Origin of the sequence: Limosilactobacillus reuteri, assembly GCF_020785355.1 — a bacterium.
GTDB lineage: Bacteria > Bacillota > Bacilli > Lactobacillales > Lactobacillaceae > Limosilactobacillus > Limosilactobacillus reuteri_I.
On the sequence record NZ_JAJGVH010000045.1, the window covers coordinates 17,739 to 37,100 of the forward strand.

Below are 19,362 nucleotides of genomic sequence, written 5' to 3' on the forward strand. Positions count from 1 at the left end.
AAATTACGCATTTACAACTGAAATGGTAATTCTTTCTTTATCTTTTTTTGTTTTCCCATTGGTCATATCGATTCTGAGGCGACCACCATGACGCACAGATATCAAATCATGAACCACAATTTGATAATCTGGACGATCAATCTCTTCCCAGTTTAATCGAACTTGACCATGCTCTATTAATTGCTTTGCCCGGTTTCGTGAATAATTAAAGCCTGCAGCTACCACAACATCTAACCGTAGTGATGAAACTGTTGTAACTATCGGTACCCATTCCTCTTTAGGTGTTACCACTGCTTCTGTTGCGATCGGAATCCATTTAACCTTAATTCGACCAACGTGCTCAACGTTTTTCCGTAAATACTCTGCCATTGGTTTCGTTACGATCACTTGCCAATGCGCCCCATCAGTTAAAATATCACCAAATGCATTCCGCTCCATCCCTTCACCAATCAATGTTCCCATAATTTGCCGATGATGAAGTTCTGAAAACTTAACAGGATAGTTTATCTCTAAAGCCTGTAAAGCAAAGTCTTCGATAGAGGGTTCATAATAAGGCGGATAAATTAGAACTCGTTGCATTTCTGCGCCTTGCCAACCACCATACATTGTTATTTTAACATTGTTATTTCGATTAACAATCGTTTGGACAATAAAACGTTCACGTGGATTCAAAAAAGGAGTGAGGACAGGACGATATTGCGCTTCTGCAGTAGCTACCCAGTCATTTGCTTGGTCAACAAGGGTGGCTTCATCCGGACGAAAATGTTGTTTAATATTATCTTCGCTCAAATCTACTTCCTCTTAGTATTAATTAAATGATTGCTGCTATATGTGCTAATCCTGCTTGAACAAAATATAGTACAAGGATAGCGATCATCGGCGCAAAACTTATCCCCCCGATTGGAGGAATAAAATCAAACCAATGCATATAAGGTTCTACCAACCGATTGATAACATCACCGAGTCGTGAATTACGTGCATTAGGGAACCATGACATAATACACCACACAACTATCACTAAAATATAAGCATCAACTAATTGATTAAGAGCCCATAATAAAAATGCGATCATATTAACTCCTTTTAGTGATTAAAATTTATCACCATCATTTTTTAGATTACTCGTTAAACTACCTGAGATTTCATAGTTTTTAGGGGTGCAGAGAAAAATCTCCTTTCCGATTCGTTTCATTTCACCATCAATTGCAAAAACGGTGCCATTTAAGAAGTCTACTAACCGTGCTGCAACATTTGTATCCATTTGAGTGAAATTAACGATCACCGCATGTCCTTCTAATAATTGGGATGCGATCTGCTTTACATCCGCATAAAGACGGGGTTCATATAAGGAAATCTGACTCATTTGGTTAAGCCGCCCACTATTAATTGAAACTACTTTGTTGCTTGTGTTTGCTGGCGTTGAAACTTGTTCACTTGTTTCATAGAGACCATCTTGTTCATCAATGTCTTCTTCACCAAATAGGCTTTTTAAAAAATTTGCTGCCATTGTATTACCCTCCTTAATAGGTCTAAACAGAAAAAGGCGGATTAAAAAATCCACCTTTTTGCTAAATTATTTACTTACGACGATTCTTGAAGAACGGTGGAGTCGATAAGTTAGTATCATCATTGTCATCCGTATTAGCCGCATCATCGTTAAATACGTTAAATTCTGGCTTAGTAACGTGAGAAAATTCGTTATCAGAATTTCTTGATTGGTTACTTGTATCGGCTGTTGGATCATTCCAACCATCAAAAGGATCTCGTTGCTTTGGTTGTTCAACGGGTTGTTCTTCTTGTGGAATAGACCGAGTTACTCGTGGTGCTTCTTTCTCCGCTGGCTTTTGTTGTTGAATTTTCTTTTTCTTATCAATTCCAGTGGCAATTACAGTAACGCGAACTTCATCGCCCATTGATTCATTTAAGGACATACCAAATGAAATATCAACGTTAGTTCCAGCAGCTTGTTTAATCACATCTGATGCTTCTTGAGCTTCAAACATTGATAAGTCTTTACCACCAGTAATATCCATCAAGACATGTTGAGCCCCATCAATTGACACTTCAAGTAATGGAGAAGAAATAGCCTTCTTAGTTGCTTCAGTAGCACGGTTTTCACCGGTAGAAGCACCAACTCCCATTAAGGCAGAACCTTGATTAGACATCAATGTCTTAATATCAGCAAAGTCAAGGTTGATGTAACCTGGAGTAACAATTAAGTCTGAAATACCTTGCACACCTTGACGAAGGACATTATCAGCTTCTTTAAATGCTTCCATCATTGGCGTCTTCTTATCAATCATCTCTAATAAGCGGTTATTAGCAACGATAATTAAAGTATCAACATTTGACTTTAACTTTTCAAGTCCTTCTGCAGCATAGCGTGCTCGACGAGGTCCTTCAAATGAGAATGGACGGGTCACAACACCAACAGTTAACGCTCCACTATCTTTAGCAAGTTTAGCTACAACTGGGGCTGCTCCAGTACCAGTTCCACCACCCATTCCGGCTGTAATGAAGACCATATCTGCGCCTTCAAGAGCTTTTTTAATTTGCTCTTCACTTTCTTGGGCAGCCTTTTCACCTACTTCTGGATTTGAACCAGCACCTAATCCTTTTGTCAATTTAGGTCCTAAGCGGATCTTAGTTGTTGCTTGAGAATTATTTAATGCTTGTAGGTCGGTGTTAGCAACAATAAAGTCAACACCTTGTACTTTTTCAGTGATCATTCGGTTGACGGCATTACCGCCAGCTCCACCAACACCAATTACTTTGATTTGCGCTTCCGCAAATTGGTTGTCGTTAGCGAACGTTTCATTATCCATAGCAGTATTCCTCCAAATTAGTCAAATAAATTATTAAAAATGTTTTTAAACCGATTACTTAGCCCGTTTTGCTTTTTCTTCTTTGGCGCTGGCTCTTCAGTAACTGGTTGCTGCTGTGCTTCTCGCTGTGAACGTTGTAATTTATCAGATTTTTCAGTCCATTGTTGACGTGGCTGATTAACAGTTTGTCCTTTTTCTTCATGAGGACTCTTAATCGTATCAATTCGTTGAACAGTTTGCTTAATTAATCGATCAATATCTGATAACTGATTTTCATACATCCCCAAAGCTAAACTAACCGCATAGCGAGGGTGACGAATACCCATTTGTTCTGGAACATTCACCTTAATATTACCAGTAAAGTACTGTTCAGCAAGTTCCTTAACTCCTGGCAGAGCAGCCACTCCACCAATCAAAACTACTCCTCCCGGTAATTCAGGGGCATGAATAGCCTTAAGTTTATCCTGAATACGATCAAAAATTTGCCGTACTCGTGCTTCAATTATTTCTGATAAATACTGCTCTGAATATTGGACAGGATCATTTTGGCCAACAACATCAACGTCAACTTGAACATCTTCATCGGCTAAGGATGCCATAGCATATCCATGATTTAGCTTAAGTTGTTCGGCGTTTTTTAATGATGTATTCATGACCGTAGAAATATCTTTAGTAATGTATTTTCCACCTTCAGGATCAACATAAGTATACTTTAATTGATGATCATGAATAATACTGGTTGTTGTTTGACCACCACCTAAATCAATAACAACAGTACCAAAATCTTGCTCCCCATCATTAAGGAGGTTAAAGTCTGTTGCGATCGGCGTAATAACAAAATCTTTAATGTCATATCCCGCCTGTTGAACTGCCTTTTTTGTATTATGAATAATGGTCTTAGGTCCTGTATACAAGGTGGCCTTCATTTCTAAACGGACACCAACCATTCCACGGGGGTCCTTAATACCAGAAAAGCCATCAACAGTAAATTCTGTTGGAATTAAATCAATTATTTCCCGCTCGGGGGGAATACTTTGCGTCAACGCTTCACGAGCAACGTCAATTACGTCTTGGTTAACAATCTCTCTTGATTGTCCTCTTGTTGCAATCGTAATCATACCATGTACTCGTTGCATTTGTAAGTAATTTGCCGGTAAGCCAACTACAACACTTTGAATCTCTACGTTGGACTTTTCCTCGGCCTGTGCTACCGCCGCTGAAATTGCCTGGGCGGTTTTATCAATGTCGACAATAACTCCTCGGTTTAATCCTGCCGATCGTTCTACACCAACACCAATAACTTTCAACTGACCCTTAACACTTTCACACACCAGTGCCTTGATCGAGGTGGTTCCAATATCTAATCCAACGTATACTTCTGAATTATTCATTCTAAAAGGAACCCTCCTAAGACTATCATTAATTAAATTAATTGTATTTTTAACCTATACAAGAATTTTACCACAGATAAACAATGACAAAAAAGGGAATTATCAAGGTTTTTCACAAAATCATTTATCCTTAGATCCATAGTCATAAGAATAAGCTCCGACTTGAAGATCTATAATTCCCTTATTTTTCATACTTGCTGCAATTGCAGGGTAATATCCCATTTTATCCCCGATAGTATTTAAGTCGCCATAAACTGTATTACCATCACGCATATAAATAATAACGCGATCTGGATAATCTTTAGTAGGTTGATAACTCACACTTGAAATACCATTTCTTATTGCCGGTTTCAGCTTTCCTAACTGAGCGGCCGTTGTAGCAAGGACTTTTTTATGACCATCAAAACGTTTATAAGCAATACCATTATCAGCATTTTTTGTTCGCTGTAATTGGCCGTCAGCTAAGACAGCATATGTATCATTATTCATCACCGCTGTTCCTAAAAGCGCATTTTCTTTTACAGATATTTGCAGAGACTGGGGACCGGTTACCTTGATCCTTAAATCTTTTATTTGAGGGTTTTTGCGAATAGCTTGTTTAGTGAGTTGATGACGAGCAAGATAAACGCCCCAAATAAACCGTCCTGGATAAATATTTGTATTTTTTTCTACTTGTTCTTTAGTTAAATCATGATTACCAGTTACATGAAGCGTGGTAATTTTACTCAAGGGAGAAATAATATAAAGCATAAAGAGGAGAATAACACTGAATAATACAACTAATTTTAAGACTCGCTCGCCATTAGAAACATAGCGCTTAATCTTAATCCCGCGAATCTTATTACCAACATGAGTTTTCGAAGGCTTTCTTTGCTGTTGTCGCTGTTGAGCAGCAGCACTTCGCTTTTCTAATTCAGTTAGCCGCTGTGAATATTTATGATGCTCAATTGCTGATCTATCATCCAACATCTTTTCTCCTCCTTCCTAATCTATACTTTATTTTTCGTGTTCGTCAATTGCCTTATGCAAGATCTTAATTAGTCTATCAGCAGCATCTGGCCGTCCCATTTTTTCAGCAGCATGAGCCATTTCTTTACGTACTTCTTCATCTTCCATAATCTTATCTGCTTGAGTCAGTAATGCCCGGGCATCTAATTTGTCTTCAGTAATCATTAGACCGGCATTATTCTTAACTAAAGCTTGAGCATTCTTTACTTGGTGGTTAGCGGTAACATACGGACTAGGAATTAGAATCGTAGGAACTCCGAGTGCTGTTACCTCAGCAATGGTGGTTGCACCTGCTCGCGATACCAAAGCCGCTACCCGAGGCATTTTAGCCGGCATATCTTTAATGTAAGGAACAACTTTAACATTATCCGCTGGTTTAATATTACCTTCTGCTAGTTGCTTCTTTACATCATCGTACCGTTTTTGACCAGTTGCAAAGATAACCTGATAAGGACGCTTATTGAACTCTGGAATAGCGTCGACAACTGTCTTATTGATTTTCGGTGCTCCTTGGCTTCCTCCAAAAATCATTAAAGTTGGAACATCATCTTTCAAGTCATAACTTGTCCATGAAAAGTCACTGTCTTTTTTAGCTGCTACCTGTTGAGCACGAGGATTACCTGCCATTGTAACTTTATCAGCGGGAAATTGACTGCGTGCAGCTTCAAATGCAATTGCAATTTGATCAACATAGCGACTTAAAAACTTGTTTGTTACGCCAACAACGCTATTCTGTTCATGAATTACGGTTGGGATATGTTTCTTTGCGGCAGCATATAGGACAGCTCCACTTACATATCCTCCCGTCCCTAAAACAACATCAGGCTTAAACTCACTAATAATTTTTTTAGCATGATGGACAGAGTTTAAAAAAAGATAGATTGTCTTAAAATTTTCAAGAGAAAGAGAACGCTTAAAGCCCTGCATATGCATTGTTTCAAGCTCAATTCCGGCATCCGGTACAATTTTATTTTCAAGGCCACGAGTTGTTCCAACATATAACACTTCAGTATCTGGCTCAACCTGCTTTAAGCGTTCGATTAATGCTAATGCCGGGTAGATATGACCACCAGTTCCACCACCTGATACCAATAACCGCATCTTATTGTTCCTTCTTTCCTGTTAATTCTTCAACTGCTTCAATAAATTTATCACCACGAACTTCAAAGCTCGGGAATTGGTCCCAACTAGCATTAGCAGGCGAGAGGAGAATGACATCTCCTGGTTCACTCAACTTCCATGCTTCTGGTACCGCAGTAATTGCATTTTCACTTTCAACTACTGGAACTCCAGCTTGATTTCCCGCATCCTTCATTTTATCTTTACATTCACCAAAAACAATCATTGCCTTGACGTGCTCCTTAAAGTAAGGAACCAACCGTTCAAAGGTATAACCACGATCAAGGCCACCTGCCAAAAGAATTACTGGACGATCAAAACCTTGTAAGGCAACCTCCGTGGCTTCAATATCTGTTGATTTTGAATCATTGTAGAAAAGCCGTTCTTGGTATTCCATCACATATTGTAAGCGGTGACGGACTCCACTAAATGTTGTTAAAACTTTCTTTATTGCATCATTTGTAACACCACTTAATTTTGCCGCTGCAATTGCTGCCAACGCATTTTCTACATTTTGGGGACCGATCAATCGAATATCCTTGGTTGGCATAACTTCTTGTCCGCGCCAGTAAATCATTCCATCTTCTACATAAGATCCTTCATGACTCTTATTAAGACGAGAAAATGGCACAATGGTAGCTTGACTACGCTGAGCAATCTTCTGCCATTCATCACGATCCCAGTTAATAACTAAGAAATCATCCTTGGTTTGGTTCCGGGTAATATTAAGCTTTGCATTAATATAGTTTTCTCGTGTCTTATGATAGTCTAAATGGTTAGAAAAAATGTTAGTAATAATTGCAATATGCGGATGAATTGTCGGTGCTCCTAATAATTGGAAACTAGATAATTCTGTGACCAATGTGTCGTCTGGTCCTAAATCCTCAGCAATTTTACTAAAGGAAATTCCAATATTACCTGCATATTTTACTTGATGTTTTGCATTTTCAGCAATCATTAGTTGAGTTAAAGTCGTTGTGGTAGTCTTCCCATTACTTCCGGTTACACTTACAAGGTGACCATCAAAAATTTGCCATCCTAGTTCTGCTTCCGTAATAATGGGTGTCCCTTGCTTAACAAATGCAGCCACTAATGGATTATCATAAGGAATTCCAGGATTTTTTACTACAACATCGAAACCTTCATTAGCTAATGAAATGGGATTATCACCAGTAATTACCTTGATTCCATCAGCTTCTAAATCATCAACAATATCATTATTTTTAGGAGTTGCTTTATCATTAGCGGTAACATTTGCACCAAGTTTTACCAATAAGTGGGCTGCATTAATTCCGCTAATTCCGAAACCTATTACAAGAACTTTTTTACCTTGATATTCATCAATTTTTTTCATTTCTCTTTACTCCTAACCAACTAATAAGATTGTTGTAACAGCAATAATTGCAGCCACTAACCCTACAAGCCAAAACACAATATCAATTTTCCATTCACTCCACCCGCTCATTTCAAAATGATGGTGGATTGGGGTCATCTTAAAAATTCGTTTACCAGTTGTTTTGAATGAAGCTACTTGAAGAATGACACTAGCAGTTTCACAAACATAAACGATTCCGATTACTAATAAAGACCATTCATGATGTAATAACAATGAAACAGCGGCTAAAGATGCCCCAATTGCTAAAGATCCCATATCACCCATAAAAATCTTAGCGGGCTTATGATTATAAGGGAAGAAACCTAGTAAAGTTCCGATCATTGCTAAACAGAAAAGAGCAATTTCAGGATAACCTGGTTGATTGAGATTTACCAACGCAATGATTAGATAAGCCGCAAAAGAAATAATGGAAAGACCGCTTACCAAGCCATCAAGTCCATCGGTTAAATTAACAGCATTTGAAAAGCCGACGATCCAAAAAATAATAAACAAACCGTAAAGCCAACCAATTTGCGTTGTTCCAAAGCCCATTTGAAAACCTTCATGCTGGTAAATAACAGTAAAGACCATTGCTGCTAATACCTGGCATAGCGCCTTTTGCCATGGTTTAAAGCCTTCATTTTGATGATGGAAGATTTTAATACTATCATCCCACATCCCAATTAGGCCATAAACAACCAGGACAAAGAGGAGTGCCCACAGCGTATTCGTAATCAATCCTTGCCAAGCAGCAACCCACAAAATTGTTACTACTGCAGAGAAGATGAACAATAATCCTCCCATTGTTGGCGTCCCAGCCTTTTTAGCATGCCAGGTAGGGCCTTCTTTACGAATCTGCTGTCCTTCTTTTTTTGCCCGAAAATATTTAATTAACGAGGGCATTAATAAAAACGTAATTAAGAATGAACTAAGAATAGTCAAAACTGCACTTAAGAAATTCATATTTACCTCCAATTAGTTTCTCTGCTAGTTTTTAGCTTCATATTGAACGGTTAAAGTCGTTCCACGCTTAATAGTTGTATCAGGGGAAATACTTTGCTGAGTAACATAGCCGTTTCCATTTTCTTTTACTTTTAGCTTAAGAACCTTAGCTAATTGTTGAACATCCGCAGAACTCCATCCAGAAATATCTGGCATTTTATACTCGCCACCAGTGTCAAGAATAACATGTTGGTCTGTTAGCACTTGTTCGTCTGAAACTGCTGATTGTTGTTTAACTTTCTTGCCAGAGCCAACAACAATTACCTGCATTCCCTTATTTGATAGTTTCTTATTAGCGTCATCACTTGACTGACCAACAACATTGGGCATTGTAATAACCTTTTTCTTGGCTTTTTCCGCAACTTTTTGTTGACTCAATAACATTTTCATTGTCGGATTAAAAACACTGGCAATTTGTTTGGTTGCTGGTTTTTTAAGGTTTTGCGGTTGGCGAAGAGTGACATACATAATATACTTTGGGTTTTTAGCTGGTGCCATCCCGGCAAAGGAGTAGAGGTAGTTTGTATCACCAGTTGAATAACCATGAGCTCCACCAATTTGTGCAGTCGCGGTCTTCCCAGCAACTCTGTAACCCTTAATTTGGTAATCATGACCAAGTCCCTTTTGATCGTAAACAACGCCTTGCATGTAACCAAGAACTTTTTTAGCTGTCGATGCTTTTATTGGGTGTCCAACAACTTTAGGTTTGATCTTTTGGATTGTCTTCCCACTATTACCATCTACAACTTTGCTAACAATGTAAGGCTTCATCATTTTACCATTATTACCAATAGCACTAAACGCTTGCATCATTTGCATAACATTTACAGTAATCCCCTGTCCAAAAGCAGTATTAGCCTGAGCAAGAATCCCTTTAAATGAAGTGTAACCATTAACCTCGTTACCCATTCCGATAACATTAACTTTTTTTAACAGGCCAAACCGTTTAATATACTTCATCCACGTATCTGCTCCCATGTCCTGTTCCACATGAGCAAAACCAACATTACTAGACATATCAAAAGCGTCTTTATAGGAAATTGTTCCCCAACCAGAGCTTGACCAATCAGTGATTTTTCCACCACCCATGGCCCATGTTCCAGAATTAAAGGTCGCATTAGGATTAAAATGTCCTGTATCGATAGCCGCGGCTAATGCCAAGATCTTCATTACCGATCCTGGTTCATAAGCATCTTGAACTAGCATATTCCGCCAAACCGGATTATTTTCTGCGTGAAGCGTTGGTCGTTGAGTAGCGGCAATAATTTTACCTGTTTTGGCTTCCATCACAACTGCTGTCATCGAATTGGCATTAGAACTTTTGTAAACCTTATTAACTTTATTTTCGAGAAAATGTTGGGTTTGTGAATCAAGGGTAGTATAGATATTATCACCGTTGATGGCTTTTTTAGTTACCTGCTTTGAATTAGCAATCTGGTAGCCATAGACGTCCTGTTTATCTTTTCTCAACCCATTTATTCCCGTCAATTGTTTATTAAAGTAGCCTTCCAAGCCCAATTGGCCCACTAAATTGGTCTCTTCAGTTCCATTATCATTTTTAACTTTAGGAGTTGCCATCCCAATTATTTGAGAAGCAAATTCACCTTCTGGATATTGACGTGCTGGAGTCGCAATAAAATCAATTCCTGGCAAGTGCCGATTCTTGATCTTCTGCATTGTTGAAACAGAAAGGTTGCTTCCAGCATTTCCAAATTCAACTTGGTAGGCTTGCCCCTTTGGTTTAAGGATCTTTTCAATTTGCTTTGGTGTCAGATCAATATACTGTGATAGTACCTTGGCAGTTTTTTTCCGATCTTTTACATATAATGGTTTACCATCAGAAGACTTTTGGGTTCGATCTAAAACAGCATAGAGGGTATATTTGCTTGTATCAGTTGCCAAGGGGTTTCCTTCTGAATCATAAATATCACCCCGTCGCGCTTGAATAATTCGCTGCTGGGTATAAATTTGCTCCGCTTGTGACCGTAAGTTAACATGTTGAACATCTTTATTTATTGCGATATACGCAAAACGAACGATAAACAAGGTAAACAATCCAACCGTGATTAGAAAGAGCCATTTGCCAAAGGTCCCTCGGTTTTCTCTATGTCCCCTATTTTTCGTTCGTTGTGGCTTCTTATTCATTATTTATTAACGTTCCTTACATTTGAATTTTTATCTGATAATCCATATTTATGTGCTGCTGATTTCAAATGCGATTGAGTCGTCAATTCAGCGATTTCCTGCTGCAAACTTGTATTACTGCTTTTTGCCTTAGTAATTTGGGTTTGAGTATCCTGTAAGCGCCGTTGCTGATTATTAATACTAATTTTCGTAGAAAGTAAGCTAATCATCAAGCACAGTGTGATTAAACTTCCTACTGCTACTAAAGATCTTTCAAATTTTGACCATCTAACCGGACTTGGAGAAATCTTTGGTTGTTGATAAGTCTTTTTTCTTGGCGCTTGCTGCGGTTGTTGCTCTCCCGCCAGTTGCCTTGCCGCATTTGAAACCATAATTCTGTCACTTTCCTTCTCTAATTTTCTCGATTATCCTCAACTTGGCACTATGCGCACGATGATTTGCCGCTAATTCTTCATCACTAGCTACAATCGGCTTTTTATTAATTAATTTGAAGTCTGGCTCCATTCCCGCTGGTATTACTGGTAATCCTTGCGGTACATCCCCACTTAATGAAGTTTTTTCACGAAACATGGTCTTTACCAACCGATCTTCTAGTGACTGGAAGGTAATGACACTGATTCGTCCCCCAACATCTAACAAGTCTAATGCTTGCTCCAATGATTCCTCTAAAGCACCTAATTCGTCGTTAACTGCTATCCGAATAGCTTGAAAACTCTTTTTCGCTGGATGACCACCATGACGGCGAGCTGCTGCCGGAATTCCTTCTTTAATCACATCAACTAATTCAAATGTCGTCTTTATTGGTGCTATCTTTCGGCGCTGTTCAATCTTTCTAGCAATTGACTTGGCAAACTTTTCTTCTCCATATCGGTAAAGAATCTTAACGAGACGTTCATATGGCCATTCGTTAACAACTTCCATTGCCGACAATTTTTGTTCTTGATTCATTCGCATGTCTAAGGGTGCGTCATGCTGATAGCTAAAACCTCTTTTAGCATCATCGAACTGTGGAGATGAAACACCTAAATCATATAAAATTCCATTAACACGTTTTACATTATAGCTATTCAATTCCGTTTTTATGTTACGGAAATTATCTTCAACTAATGTTAATTTTTGCTGTTCTATTGCAGTTTTCAAGTGTTCTTTATTGTAAACAATTGCCGTCTGATCCTGATCAAATGAATATAAGTGGCCATCGACGAGCTGTTGTAAAATAGCTTGCGTATGACCACCACCACCTAATGTTGCATCAACGTAGGTACCTGTTGGTTGCACATTTAATCCTGCTACGGCCTCCTTTAAAAGTACCGTTACATGTTTAAATTCTGCCATCAACTAAAACCTCCATTAAAAATCAATATTAAGATCTTCAGCAATCTCATCAAAATTATCAGCTGTTTCGCTTGTAAATTTATTCCACCGTTCAGCACTCCAGATTTCTAAACGATTAGACACACCAACGATTACACACTTCTTTTCAAGTGAGGCATGAGTTCGTAATGTTATCGGAATATTAATCCGTCCTTGTTTATCAATTTCGCAATCTGTCGCAGCAGAATATAAAAAGCGTACAAATGCACGTGCATCACGCTTTGTTAATGGGAGCGCCTTTAGCTTTTGTTCTAAAATCGCCCATTCATTTAATGGATATCCAAACAAACATCCATCTAACCCCCGAGTAACAATGAAGTGTGCCCCCAATTGTTCTCGAAATTTGGCAGGAATAATTAGTCGGCCTTTGGAATCAATAGTGTGTGTAAATTCTCCCATTAACACGACTAATGTCCTCCTTTACCACGTTATAGGTCAAGTCTACCACAATCCCCCACTTCTCACCACGTAATTTTGTGAATTTTACCAAAAAGTAATAGACACAAAAAAAGTGAGCAGAAAATTAATTTTCCAACTCACTTAATATTTTTATATCAACGGTAACCATGGTGAAATAATTAAGCTACCAATATATATAATTAAAGCATAATATGCCGAATATCGCCAAAATACTGGCCAGTAACGGCGATAAATGAATTCATGATTGTGAATAATTTGTAAAGCAATTAATAACAGAGCTAGAATCATCCATAAGGCAATGGGATAAGCTGGCCAATAAAATCCAATATTAAAGATTATCAGAATCCATAAAATAATTGTCCATCCCCACCATAAATGCTTTGTTTTTTTAGGATGATGAAATATTCGTACTAATAATCGTTCTACTATCCCAATCACTAATAATAAAATAATCTCTAAAATTATAACTTGAATACTAACCATCAACCTTTTCAGTCCCCTTCTCTTCAAATAAGTAATTTAAGTTTAACATAAACTAAAACTAGATTTGAAAAAGGCATTAAAGATGCGTTACACTACTATTATTGATAAAAATGGAAGGATGGTTAATAATGCAGCGAAAAAAGAAAACTCGTTTCCAAAAAATTACCATGGTTGCTATTTGGCTCATGTTAATTGCAATGCTTGGTTCTTTAATCTTTGGAGCAGTTGCATCCTTAAACTTAATTTAGCCTATTAAACATCCATGTAGTCGGAATAAAAAAGATCGGAGAAAAATCTCTCCGGTCTTTTTTATTCCTCACTTTTTTGCTTATAAACTTCCCGTGGTTTTGAGCCATTAGCCGGTCCGATAAAACCGCGCTGTTCCATATCGTCAATAATTCTTGCGGCACGATTATAACCAATTCTAAACCGCCGCTGAATTAGCGAGGTTGATGCTTTTTGTTGATCAACCACAAAATCTAATGCTTCGGGGAATAATTCATCTTCCTCTTCAGCTTGCTCTTCTTGCTCAATTTCATTGTCAGTTACAACCATATTATCGTCATACTCAGCTGCTCGCTCGTTTTTTATAAAGTCTACTACTGATTCAACATCATGATCGGATATAAATGCACCTTGAATCCGGACTGGTTTATTTTGATCGATTGGTTCAAATAACATATCGCCTCGACCAAGGAGCTTTTCTGCTCCATTAGTATCGATAATAGTTCGCGAATCAACCCCACTAGAAACTGCAAAGGCAATTCGGGAAGGAACGTTAGCCTTAATAAGCCCTGTAATAACATCGACAGAAGGACGCTGAGTTGCCAAAATCATATGAATACCAGCAGCCCGTCCCATTTGTGCAATCCGGACAATTGCATCTTCAACATCATGAGAAACGGTCATCATCAAGTCTGCTAATTCATCAACAATAACTAAAATTAACGGTAGATTAGCTTGAACTTCATCAGGATGGTCATCATTTTGTTGTTTAACCAATTTATTATACCCATCCAGGTTACGAACACCGAATTTTGCAAACAATTCATAACGGCGCTCCATTTCTGCAACAACTTTTCCTAATGCCCGAGCTGCCTTTTTGGGTTCAGAAACTACCGGACTGAGCAGATGAGGAATACCATTATAAACACTTAATTCGACTTTTTTAGGATCAATCATTAACATCTTTACCTGATGCGGTTTGGCCTTTAATAGAATACTTGTAATGATAACGTTGATTGCAACAGACTTACCACTACCAGTTGCCCCAGCGATAAGAAGGTGTGGCATCTTAGTTAGATCAGCCATTTTGATATCCCCAGTTACACTGCGACCAAGCGGAACTTCCATTGGATTATCATTACTAGGAGCATTTTCGACCATATCGCGAAAACCAACTGTTGCAATTTGCTGGTTTGGAACTTCAATCCCAATTAATGATTTCCCTGGAATCGGCGCTTCAATCCGGATATCTTTAGCCGCAAGTGCAAGCGCTAAATCATCAGCCAAATGGGTTATTCGACTAACCTTTACTCCTACTGCTGGACGTAACTCATATTTGGTAACGGAAGGACCTAAATTAACATTTTCAACTGTTGCATCCACACCAAAAGATTTTAGGGTTTGCTGAAGTGTTTTGGTGTTCTTTTTGATATTATTCAAATCTTCCTGCTGGTCTGTTGCTTTTACTTGACTTAGCAGGCTGACTGGCGGCAATTGATAATCATTGTCTTCTTTAGCGTCAATTCCTGCAAGTTTAATTTCCGCATCATCATGTTGGTTCGAGTCCTGATCATCCTTGCGCCCACTCTGAGTTTCTTCCACCTGACTTTCACTTGCGACCCTAATAGTTGGTTCAACAGGATCTTGGACAAGCATCGCTGGAGAAACTGGCGGCGTTGACGTTGGCTCTGCTGATTCTTGGTCAGCAAAAAAATCTTTAACCTGCCTTGATGCTTTAGCAAGGGGCACACTAATTGATGGTACCGTAGTTGTCTTGGTTGCTCTCTCCGTTCTCTTTTTCATTAATTGATCGTGAGCATTAGCCATTGCTGCTCCAGATTTTTTAATGCCAATCCCACATTTTACTAGAAATTCGCGCCACGGTAATGCAAAAAAGACAATAATTCCGATAATCATTAACAACCATGATAATACCGCTGTTCCAACTTCTGAAATTAAAATATTACTTCCATTATATAGGTAAGCACCAATCATCCCTCCACCAACCGGAACAGTCGAATCACCATTAAAAATGACCTTACTAAGACTATTCCAAGTAGTTTCGATTACCTTTGCATGAAGATTCAGACGCTGAAACATTACTGTCTGAAGCCACATTAATAAACCAATATAGGCAATAATAGTTCCTGCAATCCAACGTTTTTTAAAATGCGGACGATGCCCATACAATGCAAAACATAATCCATAAAGAAAAACAATAATCATCGCAATCGGAAAGGATGACCCTACAAAAATCTTAAAACAGTTATCGAGAAAGGTTCCTAATACTCCTAAATTAAATAAGCCAACTAACATTAAAAGACAAACAATTATTCCTAATAGATTATCCATTAATCGATACTGTTGTTTTTTCCCTCTTGTCCGGCGGGATGATGCCTTTTTTCTTCTCGCCATCGCATTATTGCCTCCTTAAGGTTACTTTAATTTATCGAATTCATATTTATGAACTCGTGCTAAATTAGGAAAACTCTGTTGCCGCAATGCCTCATAAATAACAATCGCTGCACTATTTGATAAATTCAGGGCCCGAATATTATTATCATTTTGTGGAATCCGGATAGCATTTTCTGGATATTTTTGCATAAAACGTTCGGGTAAGCCAGTTGTTTCTTTTCCAAATAGGAAATAATGATCTCCTTCACCCGTATAATCAACATCACTATAATCATGGGTAGCAAATTTAGAAACAATATATAAACGGTTAATATCAGGAATAGTCTTCATAAATGAAGGTAAATCTTCATGATACGTGATCTTTACTTTATCCCAATAGTCTAATCCAGCCCGTTTCATATGTTTATCATCAGTTGAAAATCCTAATGGCTTGATTAAATGTAATTCAGTATTTGTCCCCGCACAAGTTCGTGCAATATTTCCCGTATTCGCTGGAAATAATGGTTCAAACAAGACAATATGGTTTGTCATAATAAAATCTCCTTAATAAAATAAAAAAAGCAGGGTCTCGGTGTGGGCACGGCGAAACGCTGCTTTAATGAAGTACTCCTTGATAATTACCAACGAAACACTTATATTCGATGTCAATTATCAAACGATTTCTTATAATAATTTAGCACTAATTTAGTAATGTTGCAATAATTAATTAGCTTTTTTCGCAATTAATAAGCTTACATCCACCGTAATTGTTTTTAATTGGGTTAATTCTTCTTTAGATAATCTTTTAGCATTTGCTCCCCAGTGTAAAGGCGTCATTTCCAGCATTGCCTGTTGTAAACCGTCTGGAATTCTAAATTGATAGGTTACCGTTTCAACTTTACTATGAGGATAATGTTGGTTAAATAACTCGATTACTCGTGAATTATCATAGTGGTAATTACGTTCTCCTGTTTCATATAAGAGATGCCGTAATTCGACTAAGTAGTTAGCGTTAGGAATTACCTTAATAAGGGTTCCATCTTTCGTTAACACCCGTTTAAACTCTTGATAATCAGATGGAGAAAACAACTCCAATATACAATCAAAACTCTCATCATTGAAAGGTAATTTACGTAAATCAGCTACACAAAAAAATGCCTTTAACGGTAATTGAGTAGCAAGTGTTATCCCTGGTTTCGAAATATCAAAGCCAATCATCGTATCATTATAATTAGCACGGATTGTTCCTAATTGTAATAATGGGGTTCCTTCTCCAGTTCCTACATCTAAGATCTTTAAAGATTTTGAAGGTAAGAATTTACTGATGTTTTCAATAATTGGCTTAAAGAGTCCTGCATTTAATAACTGGCGACGAGATTCAAACATTGATCGATCATATTCAGTATTAGCAGCCCCATTGAGAAAGTGAAGATAACCATGCCGATTAAAGTCAAATTGGTGGTTATTTCCGCAAATAATACTGTTTCCTTCAACTCTCTCCATTGGCTGTTCACAAACAGGACATTGAAAAAGGGCAAGATTATTTTTTACCATTTCTCGTTGACGTTCAACTTTTTTCAACTTTTCTCCTCCATTAAGAACTAAAAATTACTAATAACAGTGTATCACAGCTAGAATTACGATGGGCAAATTGCTATTATATAGGTAAGCATTTTCAAAAAGGAGGAAATTGCCTTGATTGAACAATTTCTAATTGGAACTTATACTAAAAAAACAAGTAAAGGGATCTACAAAGTTACCCTCGATACTGACCAAGAAAAAATAACGAATGTTGAATTAGCAATTCCATCTCAAAAGCCAGCTTACTTACAAGTTGGTCAAGATGGTCGTATTTACGCAATTAAACAAGTAGATGATAAGGGAGGAGTTGCTTCTTACTCATTAAGTGATGATAACGCTAAGATGCTAAGTGATGTCTTGGCTGCCGGTGCTCCTCCTGCATATGTAGGCGTTGATGACAAACGGCATTTATTATTCAGTGCTAATTATCATACAGCAAAAATAGATGTTTTTAAGATCAACGAAGATGGAACGTTGACACAAACTGATTCTGTCCTTCATGAAGGAGCAACTGGTCCTGAACCTGAACAAGAGGCTCCACATGTTCATTATGCCGATCTAACTCCTGATAATCGTCTAGTTGTATGTGACTTAGGAATGGATCTTGTTGTGGTTTACGATGTCTCTGATGATGGTAAATTAACTGCTGTTTCTCGCTATAAGTGTGAAGATGGCTTTGGTACCCGTCATATAGTTTTCCATCCAAATGGCAATTATGCTTATCTTTTAGGTGAACTAAGCAGTAAACTAGAAGTACTAAAGTATAATAGTAAGGATGCATCATTTAAGCACCTTCAAACCATCAAGACAATTCCTGCAGACTGGACAGCTCATAATGGAGCAGCTGCTATCCGGATCTCAAATGATGGTAAGTTTGTCTATACTTCAAATCGTGGTGAAAACACTATTGCCGTCTTTGAAGTCCAACCAGATTTTACCGTTAAACATATTCAATCAATTTCGACTGAAGGAGATTTCCCACGCGATTTCAATCTAAATCAAGATGAAGATTATCTTTTAGCTTCAAATCAGAACTCTGATAACCTTACGCTTTATAAACGAAACCCATCAACTGGTAAGTTAACTCTTCTTCAAAAAGATGTTAGTTGTCCAGAACCAGTATGTGTAATGAAATGGAAATAAATTAATATCAACAGCAAGAGCAAGATCGAAGTTACTTATAATTTCGTTTTTCGCCGCGAAGTTAGCCTCTGAGAGCCTTCGCAAACAACAATGACCTTCAATGTTCGGTAAAATGAACTGGGTCTTGTCAAGTAGACAATAAATTATACAAAGCTTCTTAGGCAGCTTGATGCCGGTATTGTACCGGTGTTAAGCTGTCTAATTTTTCTTGATAACGTTTGTGGTTATAGAAATAGATATATTGATCGATTGAGGCCTTCAATGCTTCAAAGGTATTAAAACTTTCGCCATAGGATGTTTCATCTTTATAATGTTCCCAAAAACTTTCCACCGGGGTATTATCCAGGCAACGATCACCTCTAAAGATGCCCATGTTAGCCATAAAGTGGATAAGTATATTGGAAGTCACGATCACTACAGAGTAATGGTTGAGCTTACAATTTTTACCAGGTTCTGCTTAATTGTATCCATGACTGAAGAATTGTCATTACGTCGGCCAAAGATATCAGCAATAGTTGCAGAATGCTTATTAAAAGTACTTAGTTTATTTTTGAAAACCGGGGGAATAATTTCATTTTGTTCTGTCATACATAAAAATCTCCTTACTGATGATAGTCTCAGTATAGGAGATCCGAGGTAGCTAGGGCTAGACGTACTGTTATTGACTGCTTACGGTTGACAGGTATCCGACTTTCAACGCATAGTTAATATCCATGCTGGGCGCACTAAAAAAGGACATACACTGTATTAAACAATGCATGTCCTTTTGCTATAGCGTGGCAACGTCCTATCCTCGCAGGGAGCGATCCCCCAACTACTTTCGGCGTGTTGAAGCTTAACTTCTGTGTTCGGCATGGGTACAGGTGTATCCTTCAAG

Annotated in this window: 21 protein-coding genes and 1 rRNA gene; 2 read left to right on the forward strand and 20 right to left on the reverse strand. The window is 38.0% G+C overall.

What is annotated here, in order from left to right; genetic code table 11:
• Window positions 1-3 precede the first annotated feature (3 nt).
• The 14 genes from LMB56_RS01545 to LMB56_RS01610 form a co-directional block, all read right to left on the reverse strand.
• Entirely contained in the window at window positions 4-789 is a 786-nt protein-coding gene (locus LMB56_RS01545; RefSeq protein WP_229283320.1) for a YlmH family RNA-binding protein, read from the reverse strand.
• Window positions 790-811: 22 nt separating this feature from the next.
• Window positions 812-1,072: a YggT family protein gene (locus LMB56_RS01550; protein WP_003674426.1), complete on the reverse strand. Its 261-nt coding sequence runs from the start codon at window positions 1,070-1,072 to the stop codon at window positions 812-814.
• Between the two features lie 18 nt (window positions 1,073-1,090).
• Window positions 1,091-1,507 (reverse strand): cell division protein SepF, encoded by a 417-nt coding sequence (locus LMB56_RS01555; protein ID WP_003666769.1) that lies wholly within the window; start codon window positions 1,505-1,507, stop codon window positions 1,091-1,093.
• A gap of 70 nt (window positions 1,508-1,577) precedes the next feature.
• Entirely contained in the window at window positions 1,578-2,825 is a 1,248-nt protein-coding gene (gene ftsZ / locus LMB56_RS01560) for a cell division protein FtsZ (RefSeq protein ID WP_003666768.1), read from the reverse strand.
• A 17-nt stretch (window positions 2,826-2,842) separates the two neighbouring features.
• Window positions 2,843-4,216, reverse strand: a complete 1,374-nt coding sequence (ftsA, locus tag LMB56_RS01565) for a cell division protein FtsA (protein WP_003668317.1) — start codon at window positions 4,214-4,216, stop codon at window positions 2,843-2,845.
• Between the two features lie 120 nt (window positions 4,217-4,336).
• On the reverse strand, window positions 4,337-5,185 hold the full coding sequence (locus LMB56_RS01570; protein WP_152702508.1) for a cell division protein FtsQ/DivIB: 849 nt from the start codon (window positions 5,183-5,185) through the stop codon (window positions 4,337-4,339).
• Window positions 5,186-5,212: 27 nt separating this feature from the next.
• Entirely contained in the window at window positions 5,213-6,325 is a 1,113-nt protein-coding gene (murG, locus tag LMB56_RS01575; protein ID WP_122481089.1) for an undecaprenyldiphospho-muramoylpentapeptide beta-N-acetylglucosaminyltransferase, read from the reverse strand.
• A 1-nt stretch (window position 6,326) separates the two neighbouring features.
• Window positions 6,327-7,697 carry a UDP-N-acetylmuramoyl-L-alanine--D-glutamate ligase gene (murD, locus tag LMB56_RS01580; protein WP_229283319.1) on the reverse strand — a complete coding sequence of 457 codons (1,371 nt, stop codon included), beginning with the start codon at window positions 7,695-7,697 and terminating at the stop codon, window positions 6,327-6,329.
• Window positions 7,698-7,709: 12 nt separating this feature from the next.
• Window positions 7,710-8,681 (reverse strand): phospho-N-acetylmuramoyl-pentapeptide-transferase, encoded by a 972-nt coding sequence (gene mraY / locus LMB56_RS01585; RefSeq protein ID WP_003666758.1) that lies wholly within the window; start codon window positions 8,679-8,681, stop codon window positions 7,710-7,712.
• 24 nt (window positions 8,682-8,705) lie between these two features.
• Window positions 8,706-10,865 (reverse strand): penicillin-binding protein, encoded by a 2,160-nt coding sequence (locus LMB56_RS01590; RefSeq protein WP_229283318.1) that lies wholly within the window; start codon window positions 10,863-10,865, stop codon window positions 8,706-8,708.
• Window positions 10,865-11,236 (reverse strand): cell division protein FtsL, encoded by a 372-nt coding sequence (gene ftsL, locus LMB56_RS01595; RefSeq protein ID WP_003666755.1) that lies wholly within the window; start codon window positions 11,234-11,236, stop codon window positions 10,865-10,867. The genes LMB56_RS01590 and ftsL overlap by 1 nt, the downstream gene beginning before the upstream one ends.
• A 7-nt stretch (window positions 11,237-11,243) precedes the next feature.
• The gene (gene rsmH, locus LMB56_RS01600) at window positions 11,244-12,200 is read right to left on the reverse strand and encodes a 16S rRNA (cytosine(1402)-N(4))-methyltransferase RsmH (RefSeq protein WP_122481091.1); all 957 of its coding nucleotides are present in this window, start codon (window positions 12,198-12,200) and stop codon (window positions 11,244-11,246) included.
• Between the two features lie 15 nt (window positions 12,201-12,215).
• Window positions 12,216-12,644, reverse strand: coding sequence for a division/cell wall cluster transcriptional repressor MraZ (gene mraZ, locus LMB56_RS01605; protein WP_003666752.1), 429 nt, complete (start codon window positions 12,642-12,644; stop codon window positions 12,216-12,218).
• Between the two features lie 144 nt (window positions 12,645-12,788).
• Window positions 12,789-13,142 (reverse strand): hypothetical protein, encoded by a 354-nt coding sequence (locus LMB56_RS01610; RefSeq protein ID WP_003666750.1) that lies wholly within the window; start codon window positions 13,140-13,142, stop codon window positions 12,789-12,791.
• A 128-nt stretch (window positions 13,143-13,270) separates the two neighbouring features.
• Here LMB56_RS01610 and LMB56_RS01615 point away from each other — a divergent pair, with 128 nt between their 5' ends.
• Window positions 13,271-13,390: a DUF4044 domain-containing protein gene (locus tag LMB56_RS01615; RefSeq protein ID WP_003666746.1), complete on the forward strand. Its 120-nt coding sequence runs from the start codon at window positions 13,271-13,273 to the stop codon at window positions 13,388-13,390.
• Window positions 13,391-13,451: 61 nt separating this feature from the next.
• Here the strand turns inward: LMB56_RS01615 and LMB56_RS01620 are convergent, their stop codons facing one another.
• The 3 genes from LMB56_RS01620 to LMB56_RS01630 all read right to left on the reverse strand — a co-directional run bounded on the left by LMB56_RS01620 (window position 13,452) and on the right by LMB56_RS01630 (window position 17,342).
• Window positions 13,452-15,782 carry a DNA translocase FtsK gene (locus LMB56_RS01620; RefSeq protein WP_229283317.1) on the reverse strand — a complete coding sequence of 777 codons (2,331 nt, stop codon included), beginning with the start codon at window positions 15,780-15,782 and terminating at the stop codon, window positions 13,452-13,454.
• A 21-nt stretch (window positions 15,783-15,803) separates the two neighbouring features.
• Window positions 15,804-16,313 carry a tRNA (uridine(34)/cytosine(34)/5-carboxymethylaminomethyluridine(34)-2'-O)-methyltransferase TrmL gene (trmL, locus tag LMB56_RS01625; RefSeq protein ID WP_003666742.1) on the reverse strand — a complete coding sequence of 170 codons (510 nt, stop codon included), beginning with the start codon at window positions 16,311-16,313 and terminating at the stop codon, window positions 15,804-15,806.
• A gap of 171 nt (window positions 16,314-16,484) precedes the next feature.
• Window positions 16,485-17,342 (reverse strand): putative RNA methyltransferase, encoded by an 858-nt coding sequence (locus LMB56_RS01630; RefSeq protein WP_113896607.1) that lies wholly within the window; start codon window positions 17,340-17,342, stop codon window positions 16,485-16,487.
• Between the two features lie 114 nt (window positions 17,343-17,456).
• Between LMB56_RS01630 and LMB56_RS01635 the strand changes: the two genes are divergently transcribed.
• On the forward strand, window positions 17,457-18,485 hold the full coding sequence (locus LMB56_RS01635; RefSeq protein ID WP_153702610.1) for a lactonase family protein: 1,029 nt from the start codon (window positions 17,457-17,459) through the stop codon (window positions 18,483-18,485).
• A gap of 157 nt (window positions 18,486-18,642) precedes the next feature.
• On the opposite strand, the gene LMB56_RS01640 is transcribed toward LMB56_RS01635, so the two are convergent.
• The 3 genes from LMB56_RS01640 to rrf all read right to left on the reverse strand — a co-directional run.
• Window positions 18,643-18,816: an IS3 family transposase gene (locus tag LMB56_RS01640; protein WP_191990106.1), complete on the reverse strand. Its 174-nt coding sequence runs from the start codon at window positions 18,814-18,816 to the stop codon at window positions 18,643-18,645.
• An 83-nt stretch (window positions 18,817-18,899) separates the two neighbouring features.
• Entirely contained in the window at window positions 18,900-19,073 is a 174-nt protein-coding gene (locus LMB56_RS01645) for a hypothetical protein (RefSeq protein WP_191980597.1), read from the reverse strand.
• A gap of 186 nt (window positions 19,074-19,259) precedes the next feature.
• Window positions 19,260-19,362 (reverse strand): 5S ribosomal RNA (gene rrf / locus LMB56_RS01650); the annotation flags it as partial.